Source organism: Bacillus sp. 1NLA3E (genome assembly GCF_000242895.2).
In the GTDB taxonomy this organism is placed as follows: Bacteria; Bacillota; Bacilli; order Bacillales; family Cytobacillaceae; genus Bacillus_BU.
In genome coordinates this window covers 2,906,459-2,921,010 of record NC_021171.1, presented here as the reverse complement: position 1 = coordinate 2,921,010, position 14,552 = coordinate 2,906,459, and the positions used below count along the sequence as shown (strand labels likewise).

The following is a 14,552-nucleotide window of genomic DNA, read 5'->3' as shown; positions in this document are numbered from 1 at the left end:
TCATTAAATTTTCACAGAAGCTTCTTTTGGGGGACAAGCTTTCCTCCATGAAATTTGCGCAATCATCAAAACTAAAAGTGCCGCCAATCCAATTCCTGCATAAACCATAAAACCTGTTGCGTAGGTTCCTGTCACTTGTTTAAGTGTTCCAAGAATATTGGGTACGAAAAATCCGCCGACACCGCCGGCAGCTCCGACAATACCGGTAATCATCCCGATTTCTTTTTGAAATCTCTGTGGAACTAATTGGAAAACCGCTCCATTTCCCATGCCAAGGCACATCATTCCGATGAATAATAAAGCTGTCACCATAGTTATAGATGGAAGTTGGCTTACGCCAAACATGCTGAGTGCTACACCGATAAACAAAAAGGTGAGTAGTCGAACGCCGCCGATTTTATCGGCGATGAATCCGCCTACCGGACGGAAAAAGCTACCTGCCGCCACGCAAAGTGTTACGAAATCTCCTGCTCTTACTTTTGATAAATCATATTGATCGACAAAAAAGATACTTAAAAAGCTGGCTAAACCGACAAAACCACCGAAAGTGACACTATAAAGTAAACAGAAATACCATGTATCTTTTAGTTTGAAGACATTGAAATATTCGATGACTGGTTTTGCCGGAGGCTGTGAAGGTGCATCTTTTGCAATAAGGACATAAATAGTTAATACAATTAATAGAGGAATAAGAGCTATTCCCATCACGCCGTGCCAGCCGACATGTTCTGCAAGACGCGGTCCAAATAAAGTAGCAAATAACGTTCCGCTGTTACCTGCACCTGCGATTCCCATCGCTAATCCTTGTAAATGCGGCGGATACCAGCGGCTCGCCATCGGTAATGCTGCAGCAAAACTTGCACCTGCTACACCAAGCAGGATTGCAATTAAGTAAAGTTCTGTAAGTGTCTGTCCGAATAACCATCCCCATGCAAGCGGGAGCATCGTTACAATCATTCCGCCAATTGCTGTTTTTCGAGGCCCAATCCGGTCAGTTAAGACGCCGAGGACGAGACGGAAGAATGAGCCGCCAAGAATAGGAACGGCAACAATGAGGCCTTTTTCTGCGGGTGAAAGAGCGAAATCTTTTGTGATATATACCCCTAGAGCTCCTAATAAAACCCAGATCATAAAGCTGACATCAAAGTATAAAAATGAGGCGAATAGAGACGGTGCATGACCGCTTTTTTTAAGATCGGATAACTTCATAATGTTTCTCTCCTTTTAACATATGAATTTCTGATTGTTAGTAAGTGCGCAAGTGAATAAATGGATTTTTAATTACAATCTGATCGTTTGATTTTTTGGAAAGATGACCTTTCCAACCCATACTAAAAATGAAAATAGACCAATATTTTTTATATCTTCATACCTCCCTGGTTGTAAAGTTTTTGTTTCGTTCTTGGTTAAAGGATAGACTGTTACAGTGAGTTTTGTCACAATTCATGTAAGATAATATGACATAAATAATTTATTAATCTGGATTTTATGAAATAATAAGTCCTATAACGATATGGACTCTCATTTTTTACAATCGGCTGGAGGTTTAGAAATGACTAAACAAAAACTAGTTTTAATAGGGAACGGTATGGCGGGTGTGCGTTGTATTGAGGAAATAATAAAGAATGATCCTGATGCTTTTGAGATTACTATTTTCGGAAGTGAACCGCACGCCAATTATAATCGAATTTTATTGTCGACCGTGCTGCAGGGCATGACGTCGGTCGAAGATATTACGATAAATGATCGTGATTGGTATGAAGAGCATCATATTCAATTGTTTACAGGAGAAACGGTGATAAAAATCAATAAAGAAAAAAAACTGGTACGGTCGGATAAAGACCGGGAAGTTTCATATGACAAACTGATCTTGGCAACTGGTTCTGTTCCATTTCATCTTCCGCTTCCGGGTGCGGATAAAGAAGGGGTTATCGCATTTCGAACGATTGAAGACTGCCGGAAAATGATTGAAACCTCGAAAAAATATAAAAAAGCAGTTGTGATCGGGGGTGGATTATTGGGTTTAGAAGCAGCGAGAGGACTGTTGAATCTTGGGATGGAAGTGAATGTAGTTCATATTGCCCGCTATTTAATGGAAAGGCAGCTTGATCCAACTGCTGCCAAAATGCTGCAAAAAGAGTTGGAAAGTCAAGGAATGAACTTTCTTTTAGAAAAGGAGACACAAAAGATTATCGGAAACCAACGGGTAGAGGGTTTGCGTTTTAAGGACGGAACGGAAGTGGAGGCTGACTTGGTCGTGATGGCTGTAGGGGTTAGGCCGAATGTTCAGTTAGCAAAGGACAGCGGCATTGAAACAAACCGTGCCATCATTGTGAATGACTATTTGAAGACCAATACTCCTAATGTTTACGCTGTTGGGGAATGCGTGGAACACAGGGGAATGGTGTACGGGTTGGTCAAACCCCTTTATGAGCAGGGGCAAGTACTGGCCAAACACATTTGCGGTATCGATTGTAAAGGTTATGAAGGATCGATTTTATCCACGCACCTAAAGATTTCGGGTGTTAATGTATTTTCAGTCGGCCAGTTTGCGGGGGGGAAAACAACAAAGGAGATTACCATCTTTGATGAATTAGTCGGTATTTATAAAAAGATCGTCTTTCAAGACAGTAAAATGGTTGGAGCTGTATTGTTTGGAGATACGCGGGATGGAACAAGGCTGTTGGAGATGATTATTAAGAAAAAAGATGTGTTGGATGCAGAAAAAGTCCTTTTGCTTCAGTCGTCAAATGGAGACGAACATTCGGTTGCTTCCATGGCGTATAGCGAAATCATTTGTAATTGTAACATAGTGACAAAAGGAATGATCATCGAGGCGGTTCAAAAGGAAGGCCTATCAACGATTGAACAGGTCAAAACATGTACGAAAGCCTCTGGTTCATGCGGAGGTTGTAAGCGGTTGGTAACGGATCTTCTTTCCTATATCCAGAGTGACGAACATGATGAGGAAATGGAACAAAAGTCGATGTGCTCCTGTACATCGCTAATGGAAGACGAAGTGGTGCACGAGATGCAGCTGCTGGGATTGACTTCAGTGGAAGAAGTGATGGATAAACTTGAATGGGAAAACAAGCAAGGCTGTTCAACGTGTCGACCTGCCTTGAACTATTATTTAGGAATGATTTTTCCAGAGTATGAAAGTAAACAAGAGATTCTTTTCGTTAGCGAAAGAATGAATGCAACCGTTCAGGATAATGGTACGTACTCAGTTATTCCGCAAATGTTTGGCGGCATGACAACCGCAGAGCAATTACGAAAAATTGCAAATGTGGCTGAAAAATACGCTATATCAAATGTGGCAGTTACCAGCGAACAAAGAATACATTTAATGGGTATTAAGAGTGAAGACTTGTCAGGTGTATGGGCCGATTTGAACATGCCTTTAAGTTCTACGTATAAAAATATGGTTCAAAATGTAAAAACGTGTATTGGCGAACATGTTTGCCAATGTAATAAATATCCATCTCTAAAGTTGGCAGTCAAATTAGAGAAGAAAACAGAATTTGTAACGACTCCATATCGTGTCAAAATCGGTGTATCTTCTTGCATGCATAATGGGGCGGGTTCGACAACAAAGGATATCGGGGTAATTGGGACTGACAGAGGGTGGGAAATTTATGTCGGTGGCAGCAGTGGGCGCAATGTAAGAGTCGGAGAATTGCTATGTGTTGCGGGGACAAAAGATGAAGCGATGGAGGTTATCAGCGGTTTTATCCAATATTATCGAGAGACAGGCAATTATTTGGAGCGTACTTGGGAGTGGCTGGAACGACTTGGCTTAATCCATGTAAGGGAAGTGCTATTTGATCAAGAGCTTCGTCATCAGCTGTTAAAGAGGTTAGATGAGGATAAGTCTTGGAGAAAGAGGATGGCTCAAAAGGGATAAACGATATACCATATACCATAGGTGAACTATATGACGGCACTTATATTACGTTATTCAGCGGAAAAGTGAATAGAGAAAATAAGTGAGCGAAGGATGAGGTAAATTGACTGAGTTGTTATTAAAATACTTTCGGATGAAGCAGCAGGAAGTTCAATCAGAAAAAGTATATGATACACAATGTCCCTATTGCAGTATGCAATGTAAAATGCAATTGATTGAACAATCAATTGTTACAAGGAAAAAGCACACGACAATTGGAAAGGACAATCCAACTTCCGAGGGGCGTTTATGTATTAAAGGGATCAATGCACATCAGCATGCTTTTCATGATGACAGAATCAAGCATCCATTATTTAAGGTGGATGGTAAATTTGTTCGTATTTCCTGGGAGGAAGCACTGAATCATATTAAAGAAAATTTCAACAAAATTCAATCTGAAGATGGTATGAATGCACTAGCAGTTTATGGCAGTGCCTCGATTACGAATGAAGAGGCGTATTTACTCGGTAAATTTGCACGTGTGGCATTAAAAACAAAATACATTGATTATAACGGCCGTTTATGTATGTCCGCAGCTGCTTCGGCAGCAAGCCAAACGTTCGGAATGGATCGGGGGCTGACTAACGCCTTAACAGAAGTTCCATTCGCACGGTGTATTATTTTAGCTGGTACGAACATTGCCGAATGTCAGCCGACCATTATGCCATATTTTCAGAAAGCGAAGGAAAATGGCGCGTATATTATCGCCATTGATCCACGAGAAACGGCTACGACAAAAATCGCGGATTTGCACTTAAAAGTAAAACCGGGAACGGATGCTGCCTTAGCGAATGGACTTTTAAAAGTCATCATCGAAGAAAACTATATCGATGAAGACTTTGTTGCTGAAAGAGTGAACGGCTTTGAGGAAGTGAAGGTGCATGTATCTTCATTGAACTTAGCAGAAATTGGCCAACTGACCGGTATTCCAGTCGATCAAATTCGCAAAGCGGCTGTGGTATTCGGTCGTGAGGAAACGGGTATGATTTTTACAGCAAGAGGAGTGGAACAACAAACAGATGGGTCTATAGCTGTTCGGAATTTACTGAATATTCTTATTGCTACAGGTAAAATAGGGAAGCCTTCCTCCGGTTATGGAGCAATCACTGGTCAGGGGAATGGGCAGGGAGCTCGGGAGCACGGTCAAAAGGCAGATCAGCTTCCGGGGTATCGCTCGATTGAAAACAAAGAACATCGGGAGTATATTGCCGGTGTGTGGGGAATCAACGAAGACGAGCTACCGGGCAAAGGGGTATCAGCTTACGAAATGATGGAGAAAGTTCATGAAGGCGAGATTACCGGTATGCTTCTAATGTGTTCTAATCCCGTCGTTTCTAATCCGAACGCGAATTTCGTCAAGGAGGCATTGAAGAAATTAAAGTTTTTTGTGGTAGTCGATTTATTTGTTTCCGAAACTGCTAAGCTAGCAAATCTTATTTTGCCAACTACATCTTATTTAGAGGATGAGGGCACCATGACCAATCTGGAAGGGAGAGTAACACTGAGGGAAGCGAGTTATCCGATTCCGGGAGAAGCTAAGCATGACTGGCAAATTATTTGTGACATCGCCCGTGTTCTTGGAAAAGGGAAATATTTTTCCTTTTCATCTACGGAAGAGATATTTAATGAATTAAGGGTAGCGAGCCGCGGTGGAATGGCTGACTACTACGGTATTACGTATGAGCGCTTAAGGGCGGAGGGTGGCATCTTGTGGCCGTGCCCAGAAATAGACCATAAAGGGACAAAACGAATATTTGAAACATCTTTTCCGCTTCCTGATGGGAAGGCGTCTATGATTGTTGTTCCAAATAACCCGGCTGTTCCGAAAGAACAACCGAATGAAGATTTTCCACTCTATTTGACGACAGGAAGGATTATGTCACATTATTTAACAGGGGTACAAACAAGAAAAAGTCCGTCATTAGCAGCAAGAAATTTCGAATCATTCATGGAAATTCATCCTACAACAGCGCTGAAATACCGAATTCAAGATCATTCTTTAGTGAAGATTGAATCTAGACGAGGAAGCATTATTGTCAGAAGCAAATGGTCAGAAGCGATCCGTCAAGACACGGTTTTTATCCCCATTCATTGGGACGATTCCCAAAATGTCAATCGCCTCGTGTCAAAAGAATTAGACCCAACATGCAGAATGCCGGGGTTTAAAGTCAGTGCCGTTAAAGTCAGTACTGTTACAGACTTTTAATTGGTTTGAAGCACCATAATTTATTCAAATAAGTTTAAATAGCTTAAAAAGCAAGTGATACTCTAAAAGAAAATCTTAGTGAACTTAATCACAAGTTACCGTGTTTTTTTTGTATGGAAACGCAAAGTAATTCGCCACCACCAGTGAAACCCATGACAAAAATTGTCATGGGTCTTTAATTATTGATATACTCCTTCATTATATTGAGAAGTGAGAATAGACAATATATTGTAATTAAATAAAATGTTCCCGTTATAAAAGAAAGTTAAAATAAACTAAACAAGTTGGTGATGTAAAGGAACCATAGAACATAGGAGGAGAAACCAAAATGATTAGAAGACTTAACGAAAATGACCAAGAGGTTTGTTTTAAATTGATAAAAACTATGCCAGCTGAAAATTTATTTATCATTGGCGACATTGAAGCATATGGGTTTGACCAAGAATTCCAAAAAGTTTGGGGAGAATTTAATGAAAGTGGAGAGCTAGTAGCTGTTTTGTTAAAATTCGAGGAAAACTATATTCCATTTGCGGCGGAATCCTTTAATGCTATGGGATTCGCAGAAATTATGTCTAATGATCCTGATTTTAAAATGATGTCCGGATTAAAGGAATTTACTGAACAAATTGAGCCCTTCCTGAAACAAGAGCTTAAGAGGAAGAGGCAAAGTTATTATGCTAAATGTACAAAACTAGATGGTAATATAAATAATATAGATTTAAAAAGTGTTCAAAAAGCCCTTTCTAAAGATGCAGAAGCCCTTGTTGAATTGATAAACTCAATTCCAGAGTTTGAATCAACCCTAACAGTAGAAAGAAAATATCGTGAATTGAAGGATGGAACTTCGCGTTCATTTTTTATTTTAGCAGATGGAAAAATGGTATCAACAGCATCAACTGCAGCAGAAAATTCTATGTCCGCAATGGTTGTAGCTGTCGCTACATTAGAAAACTATAAGAAAAAGGGCAATGCAACCAAATGTATGCTCAAGCTTTGTAATGAACTGTTACTCGAAGGGAAAGATCTCTGTTTGTTCTATGATAATCCTGAAGCTGGAGCAATCTATAAAAAAATCGGATTTAAAGATATAGGATTCTGGATGATGTATACATATAAATAGAAATCTTTTAATAAGATATCTAGATTAAAGTTTAGAAGGGATAGTGAAATTCTGTATTTAAAGCACAGGATGGTTAGTTGAACAAGAAAAATCAAAACCATTCTAAATTGAATGGTCAGGGTGATTTAATTTAGGTTGATTGGAGCGGAAGGTGCTCGACTCCTGCGGGAGCAGCGGGACAGGTGAGACCCCGCAGGTGTGTAACGCCGAGGAGGCTCAGCGCCCGCCCCGCGGAAAGCGAGCACCTGGAGCGGAAATCAACAGGCCAATTAGCAGGATAAATAAAAAATTGCCGAGAAAAATACTGAATACTCTTTCTTGACAATCTGACTATTCTAAATTGAATGGTGTTTATCATTATCATAATTTCGTGATGTCCTAGAGTATTGTTAATACGCGTTCTATTACTCTTTTAGTAAGTGGCATAAATTGATTAAGTATTAGTCCTCCTAAACAAACGGTTAATAAAGTTCCAATTCCAATTGGTCCATGGAAAATTATTGCTAATATCAAGAATACGAGGTAAATGAATGTTCTCGAAAAAAATAAATTTGTTCTAGATAATTCTTGTAGGATTAATGTTAAACGGTCAATTGGAATCGGTGCAAAATTTGTTTGTAAATATGTTGCAGTTCCTAGTCCTATAACAACCAAGCCAATTCCAAAACAAATAACTTTGCTGATTACTTGTTCGGGTGTTATAAAACTGTGCAATAAATAAAGCCACATATCAATACCGATACCGGTTATAAATGCTGTTAATAACCCTAAAACTTCTGGTCTTTGTCTTTTTAAAAATGAATTACAACCTATTAATATTAAAGCTATTATAATTTCCCAACTTCCCACAGTTAGCCCCACATTTAAGGATAGTCCTACCAAAAGCGCATCAAAGGGTGAAGTTCCAAGGTCTGATTGTATAGTGAAAGAAATACCCAGGGTTAATAGTAATATTCCTATTACATAAACAACATATTTGGCTTTAACCGACCTCGTTATCATTTTTTAGAAGATAATTCTTTGAGCATGAGAATATGTGGGATTCCATCTTCCATAAAGATTGTAGAAGAAGTCCTAAACCCTAGTTTTTTATAAAATCCTTCTGCCTGCGTTTGTCCATGTAATTTAACCTGCGAGGCTCCCCGTTCTTCCGCTATTTCTTCTAACGTTTTTATAACGATTTTTCCAAGACCAAATTTACGGTAAGGTTTAAGAATGCAGATTCTCTCCAATTTTCCTACTCCATGCAAAAACCTTATCCTTCCCGTACCGACCGGTTGTTCATTGTAATGGACTAATATGTGTTGGCAATGTCCATTGAGTGTATCAAATTGATCAAATTCATCTTCTAGTGGTACGCCTTGTTCTTTCACAAATACTTGTTTCCGAATAGCAAATGCTGCCCTTAAATCTTCATCAATCGTTATTCTTTTTACATTCATTTTTTTTCAGTCCCTTTAGATTAATATGACCATGATGATTTTGTTGCAAATGCAATAAAATTAGGCTAAATTTAATTTATATTAATTTTATAGTAAATGCAACAAATAATGAGGTTAAGGAGATAATCATGAAAGAAATTTTACGAGAAATTGGAATGATAGCAAGGGCATTAGATTCTATAAGTAATATAGAATTTAAAGAATTTGACCTTACAAAAGGGCAGTATTTATACCTTGTCCGTATATGTGAAAACCCGGGAATTATTCAGGAAAAGTTAGCTGAGATGATAAAAGTAGATCGAACAACAGCTGCTCGTGCTATAAAAAAGCTTGAAATGAATGGTTTTATTGAAAAGAAAGACGATCAACATAACAAGAAAATAAAGAAGCTCTTTCCTACAGAAAAAGGGCAAAAAGTTTATCCTTTTATCAAAAGAGAACATGATTATTCCGATACTGTTGCATTAGAGGGTTTTTCCGAAAGAGAAGTAGAAACCATTTTCAATCTTCTTCAAAAGGTAAGGAAAAATATAGAAAAAGACTGGGAATTTGTAAAAAAGGGAAACAAGAGAAATTATTGATTATTTAAAGGAGCGACATATTTAAATGACTATAAATATAAAAAAGTGTGGCCTTGAAGATTTGCACACACTTCAAGAAATTAGTTATGAAACATTTAATGAAACATTTATGCATCAGAACTCACCCGAAAATATGAAAGTCTATTTGGAAAGGGCATTAAACTTAAAACAATTAGAAAAAGAATTAATCAATATTTCTTCGCAATTCTTTTTTGTTTATTTTAAAAATGAAGTGGCTGGATATTTAAAGGTCAATATCGATGGTGCTCAAACTGAAAAAATGGGCAATGAATCACTTGAAATCGAAAGGATTTATATCAGGAGTAAATTTCAAAAACACGGGCTTGGCAAATATCTGCTAAATACAGCTATGGAAATTGCTATAGAACGTAATAAAAAGAAAATCTGGCTAGGTGTATGGGAAAAAAATGAAAATGCTCTTGCTTTTTATAAGAAAATGGGGTTTGTCCAAGCTGGAGCCCACTCTTTTTATATGGGTGATGAAGAACAGATAGACTTTATAATGACCAAAACTACTGCACAAAATTATAATTACTAATTAGGTCAAGATTTGGTAGTTACAAATGTCGAAGTACGAGTGCATTTACTACCAAGTACTAAATGGGTGAATGGTAGCGATTTGTTAATTGCGCAGCCGGTAGCAAGATTTGCAATGAAAAAATTACACTCTAGACAGGCAGACAAAGTAGAAAGTGTAGATGCTTAACGTATAGAATTGTGTGTTGAAAACATAGATAAATATTTTGTATAACCGATTGGTCTATTAAGGATCAGTCGGCTTTTTAATGCCTTGAAACTGGTCTAACCTCAAGAATAAATACTTTATGCACTATAATAAACATTAATAATTTGACTACTTTGTGACAAGTTTGAAATCATATTGACAATCATATGTTTCAATTCTACTATTGATAATAGTTATCATTATCAATTAGAAGGAGCTATACTTATGTCAAACCGAATAAATAAAAAAAGATTTAAACTTATGTCAATAATGATTGTTATTTTATCCTTGGCTTTACTTGGTTGTTCTAGTGAATCAGTAGAAAAATCAGAATCTACCAGTAAAAGAGACAATATGATTACTTTTGCTTGGCCCAGGGATATAGGTGAATTGAATCCACATGTTTACAATCCATCTCAATTATTTGCTCAATCTATGGTATATGAACCTTTAGTTAGCTACCAGGATGGAGGAGAGCTAAAACCGCATTTAGCGGAATCTTGGAAAATTTCTGAAGATGGCAAAGAATATTTGTTCAATTTACGTAAAGATGTGAAGTTTTCTGATGGGACAAGTTTTAATGCAGAAATAGTGAAAAAGAACTTTGATGCTATTTTAAAAAATATAAATTCGCATAGTTGGTTAGGATTTATTTCAAAAATCGCTCAAACAGAAATCGTAGATGAGTATACGTTTAAATTAACATTAAAAGAACCGTATTACCCTACTATTCAGGAGTTAGCTGTCGTACGCCCGGTTCGATTCCTAGGAGAAGCTGGATTTCCACAAGATGGTGACACTTCAAAAGGTGTAGCAAAACCAGTCGGGACAGGCCCATGGGTATTGGATGAATACAAAGTAGATGAATTTGCTATTTTTAAACGTAATGAAAATTATTGGGGCGAGCTCCCAAGTGTAGAGAAAATTAAAGTCAAAATCATTCCCGACGCGGAAACACGCGTACTTGCTTTTGAAAAAGGTGATTTAGACCTTATATATGGTGAGGGTGTTATCAGTTTAGATTCCTTCAAACAATTAGAATCCACAGGCTCCTATAAGACTAGTATTTCAGAACCAGTCGCCACTCGACAACTAGTTATGAATACGAATAAAGAACAGCTTTCTGATATACGTGTTCGTCAAGCATTACATTATGGATTTAATAAACAAGCAATGGTAGAGGGCGTGACATCTGGTTTGGAAGAGAAGGCTGACTATATCTTACCAACAAACTTACCATACACATCAAATGTTGATGTTGCCAAGGTTAATTACAATGTTAAGAAAGCAAAACAATTATTAGATGAAGCAGGCTGGAAGTTGCCAGAAGGTAAAGCTATTCGTGAAAAAGATGGGAAACCACTTGAGATCGAGTTAATGTTCAACTCAGCTGAATCAATCCAAAAAACAATGGCTGAAACATTACAGTCTGAGTGGGCGGGATTAGGTGTAAAACTAAATATTGTCGGAGTTGAGCTTACCACTCAAGTAGAAAGATTCAAAAAAAATGAGTTCGAATTGAATTTCTTTAGTAACTATGGTGCTCCATATGACCCACATACCTTCGTAAACATTGTTGCCACAAAAGGATTTGGATTTAATGAAGCGATTTCAGCTTATCCTAATAAGGAGGAGTTACTGAAACAAATAGCTGAGGTTAAACAATCCACTGATGAAAATGAACGTCAAAAACTATACACTGAAATTTTAGTTTCACTACAAGAGCAAGGTGCAATTGTACCGATTTCTTATATTAAGAAAATTGCAATCTATCAAAAGGATGTTTCTAATTTCGCATTCCCTGCTAACCGAGATGAACATCCATTTACAAGTATTAGTATCAAAGAGTAAGCGACAGGAGAATTTCTTATGGGGACTTATATCGTCAAACGAATTGTGACAATCATTCCAATTTTCCTGTTGGCTACCTTGCTAACATTTGGAATGATTAACCTATCACCAGTTGATCCTGCTGAGGCATATTTAACTGCTGCACATATCCAACCTACAGATAAGGTATTAGCCCAAAAAAGACATGAGTTTGGCTTAGATCAACCTCTCCTTGTACAATATGTGAACTCCGTTATTAAAATAGGCCAATTTGATTTTGGCCTATCTTATGTTACGAATAAACCTGTATGGGAAGAGCTTTCTTCTCGATTGCCAGCAACTATTCAGTTAACGATAGGGAGTATCATCATAGCGATCCTAGTAAGTATCCCTCTTGGTTTTTTAGCTGGTATAAAGAAGAACAGTGCAATTGACCATTTTAGTCGATTCCTCTCCTTTTTGGGGGCATCCATACCTTCCTTTTGGCTTGGATATTTACTCATTTTTTTCTTTTCTGTAAAACTAGACCTTTTACCTGTAGAAGGCATAGGAACTTGGAAACATTTAATTTTACCCTCTGTAACTTTGGCTTTACCTTTAATAGCTTTATATACTCGACTTTTACGTGCAAGTGTACTTGAAATTTTACAAGAACCATATGTTCTTTTTGCACGGACGAGAGGAATTGATGAAAAAATCATAATGGGAAAGCATATTTTAAGAATCGCCATTTCCCCTATGATTTCTGGACTTGGAATGAATATAGGGAAACTGATGACTGGAGCTATCATTGTAGAAGCAGTGTTTTCGTGGCCAGGATTTGGGCGCTATTTTATTGAGGCTATTTTTAATCGTGATGTCCCTATCATTCAATGCTATGTCCTATTAGCTGCAAGTTTATTCCTCATCTGCAACTTAATTGTCGATCTTATCCAAATGTATATTGACCCACGTATTTCTAGCAAAGGAAGGCAGTATCAATGATTGCAAAGTTTCGTGATAGATTAAAAAGTCAAAAAATGATTTTCATCTGTTCTGTAATACTGTGCGGGTTGTTTTTAATCACGATCCTTGCTCCATGGCTTGCACCTAATGACCCCATCGCTGTTAATTTAGCTCATAAACTACAGCCACCCTCTTCGAATTACCCATTAGGAACAGATCATTTAGGTCGATGTACGTTATCACGTATCCTATTTGGCGCTCGTATTTCGCTCGGGTTTGCTATGTTGATTTTTATGTCATCTTTAAGTATTGGTTTAATCATTGGTATCATTGCTGGATATAAAGGTGGTTGGGTTGATCAATTGTTAATGAGATTCGGTGATGGGGTGATGGCGATCCCAAATCTTTTACTTGTTCTTGGTTTTGTTGGTATTTGGGGAGCTGGTCTTAAACAAGTCATTTTAGGTTTAATTCTCGTCCAATGGGTTTATTACGCAAGAGTAATCCGAGGAATGGTCCTAAGCCTGAAAGAACAAAACTATATTGCTGCAGCTAAAATAAGTGGTTCTTCTCAATGGACAATTATGAAGAAACATATCATTCCAAATGTTCTTCCATCGTTAGCGGTAATGGGAACATTAGAAATTGGGTGGGCTATTATGGATTTATCCTCCATGTCATTTCTAGGGTTAGGTGTTCAACCCCCTATAGCAGAGTGGGGAGCGATGATTCACGAAGGAAAGTCATATATCCGGACAAATCCAGCATTAATGCTTTATCCGGGTTTAATGATTATGCTAGTCGTTGTTACCTTTAATTTATTGGGAGAAGCATTATCAGAACGTTTTGGTGTTATACGACGCTAATTAAAAAGGACTGTTGAAAAATGGAAACAAATGAGCCAAACATTTTAAATGTCAGAGACTTAAATGTGCAGGTAAGAACCAGAGAAGGTTTGACCACGCTTGTTCAGGATATTAATTTTGGTATAAAAAAAGGGAAAATTCTTGGTCTTGTTGGGGAAAGCGGTAGTGGTAAAACCGTTACAAGTATGTCTATCTTACAGCTACATTCTAAAAAAAACATGAAAATTCAAGGCAGTATTACGCTACAAGGTAGGGAATTAAATGGCTTAGAAAACAACGAAATGAGGAAGATTCGAGGGAATGATATTGCTTTTGTTATGCAAAATCCAATGAATGCTTTTACTCCAGTTTTTACGATTGGCCATCAATTTGTTGAAACCATTAGATCTCATACTTCATTAAAGAAAAAGCAAGCAAAGGAGCTTGCTCTTGATGTAATGCGAAGTATAAATTTGCCGGATCCTGATAAATTACTAAGAAACTACCCTTTTCAATTGAGTGGAGGTATGCTCCAACGAGTGATGATTGCTATGGCTGCATCTTTACATCCTGCTGTTGTTATTGCTGATGAGCCAACAACAGCACTCGATCTTCATAATCAATTATTAGTGCTTCGTCTATTAGATAAAATTCGGTGTGAATATGGAACATCTATTTTACTCATTTCTCATGATCTTGGGGTGATTTCAGAAATGGCAGATGATGTAATTGTGATGAATCATGGAAGAATTGTTGAATCTACAAATGTATTTGGATTATTTGATCATCCACAACATGAATACACCAAGAAGCTACTAAGTACAAGGCCAACCTTACAACTTGAACAACAACCTATCACCCATATTTTGTGAGAAATATAGTGTATTTTGGT

General features: G+C 37.6%; 11 protein-coding genes and 1 pseudogene. 9 read left to right on the top strand and 3 right to left on the bottom strand.

Annotation, left to right across the window (positions count from 1 at the left end):
- Positions 1-3: 3 nt before the first annotated feature.
- Positions 4-1,209: a nitrate/nitrite transporter gene (locus B1NLA3E_RS13825; RefSeq protein ID WP_015594455.1), complete on the bottom strand. Its 1,206-nt coding sequence runs from the start codon at positions 1,207-1,209 to the stop codon at positions 4-6.
- A gap of 343 nt (positions 1,210-1,552) precedes the next feature.
- Between B1NLA3E_RS13825 and nirB the strand changes: the two genes are divergently transcribed.
- The 3 genes from nirB to B1NLA3E_RS13810 all read left to right on the top strand — a co-directional run bounded on the left by nirB (position 1,553) and on the right by B1NLA3E_RS13810 (position 7,272).
- Positions 1,553-3,907 carry a nitrite reductase large subunit NirB gene (gene nirB, locus B1NLA3E_RS13820; RefSeq protein ID WP_015594454.1) on the top strand — a complete coding sequence of 785 codons (2,355 nt, stop codon included), beginning with the start codon at positions 1,553-1,555 and terminating at the stop codon, positions 3,905-3,907.
- A 103-nt stretch (positions 3,908-4,010) separates the two neighbouring features.
- Positions 4,011-6,152: an assimilatory nitrate reductase catalytic subunit NasC gene (gene nasC / locus B1NLA3E_RS13815; RefSeq protein WP_015594453.1), complete on the top strand. Its 2,142-nt coding sequence runs from the start codon at positions 4,011-4,013 to the stop codon at positions 6,150-6,152.
- 328 nt (positions 6,153-6,480) lie between these two features.
- On the top strand, positions 6,481-7,272 hold the full coding sequence (locus B1NLA3E_RS13810) for a GNAT family N-acetyltransferase (protein WP_015594452.1): 792 nt from the start codon (positions 6,481-6,483) through the stop codon (positions 7,270-7,272).
- A gap of 335 nt (positions 7,273-7,607) precedes the next feature.
- Here the strand turns inward: B1NLA3E_RS13810 and B1NLA3E_RS13805 are convergent.
- Positions 7,608-8,274 (bottom strand): annotated as a pseudogene (locus B1NLA3E_RS13805) (YczE/YyaS/YitT family protein).
- Positions 8,271-8,714 (bottom strand): GNAT family N-acetyltransferase, encoded by a 444-nt coding sequence (locus B1NLA3E_RS13800; protein WP_015594450.1) that lies wholly within the window; start codon positions 8,712-8,714, stop codon positions 8,271-8,273. The pseudogene B1NLA3E_RS13805 and the gene B1NLA3E_RS13800 overlap by 4 nt, the downstream one beginning before the upstream one ends.
- Positions 8,715-8,842: 128 nt before the next feature.
- On the opposite strand from B1NLA3E_RS13800, the gene B1NLA3E_RS13795 reads away from it, so the two are divergent.
- From B1NLA3E_RS13795 to B1NLA3E_RS13770, 6 genes are all read left to right on the top strand, one after another.
- The gene (locus tag B1NLA3E_RS13795) at positions 8,843-9,295 is read left to right on the top strand and encodes a MarR family winged helix-turn-helix transcriptional regulator (protein ID WP_015594449.1); all 453 of its coding nucleotides are present in this window, start codon (positions 8,843-8,845) and stop codon (positions 9,293-9,295) included.
- A gap of 25 nt (positions 9,296-9,320) precedes the next feature.
- On the top strand, positions 9,321-9,854 hold the full coding sequence (locus B1NLA3E_RS13790; protein WP_015594448.1) for a GNAT family N-acetyltransferase: 534 nt from the start codon (positions 9,321-9,323) through the stop codon (positions 9,852-9,854).
- 411 nt (positions 9,855-10,265) lie between these two features.
- Positions 10,266-11,891 carry a nickel ABC transporter substrate-binding protein gene (nikA, locus tag B1NLA3E_RS13785; RefSeq protein ID WP_015594447.1) on the top strand — a complete coding sequence of 542 codons (1,626 nt, stop codon included), beginning with the start codon at positions 10,266-10,268 and terminating at the stop codon, positions 11,889-11,891.
- Positions 11,892-11,909: 18 nt separating this feature from the next.
- Complete coding sequence (nikB, locus tag B1NLA3E_RS13780) at positions 11,910-12,854, top strand: nickel ABC transporter permease subunit NikB (RefSeq protein WP_015594446.1); 945 nt, start codon at positions 11,910-11,912, stop codon at positions 12,852-12,854.
- Complete coding sequence (gene nikC, locus B1NLA3E_RS13775; protein ID WP_015594445.1) at positions 12,851-13,681, top strand: nickel ABC transporter permease subunit NikC; 831 nt, start codon at positions 12,851-12,853, stop codon at positions 13,679-13,681. The genes nikB and nikC overlap by 4 nt, the downstream gene beginning before the upstream one ends.
- Positions 13,682-13,701: 20 nt before the next feature.
- The gene (locus B1NLA3E_RS13770; protein WP_015594444.1) at positions 13,702-14,532 is read left to right on the top strand and encodes an ABC transporter ATP-binding protein; all 831 of its coding nucleotides are present in this window, start codon (positions 13,702-13,704) and stop codon (positions 14,530-14,532) included.
- Positions 14,533-14,552: the final 20 nt, after the last annotated feature.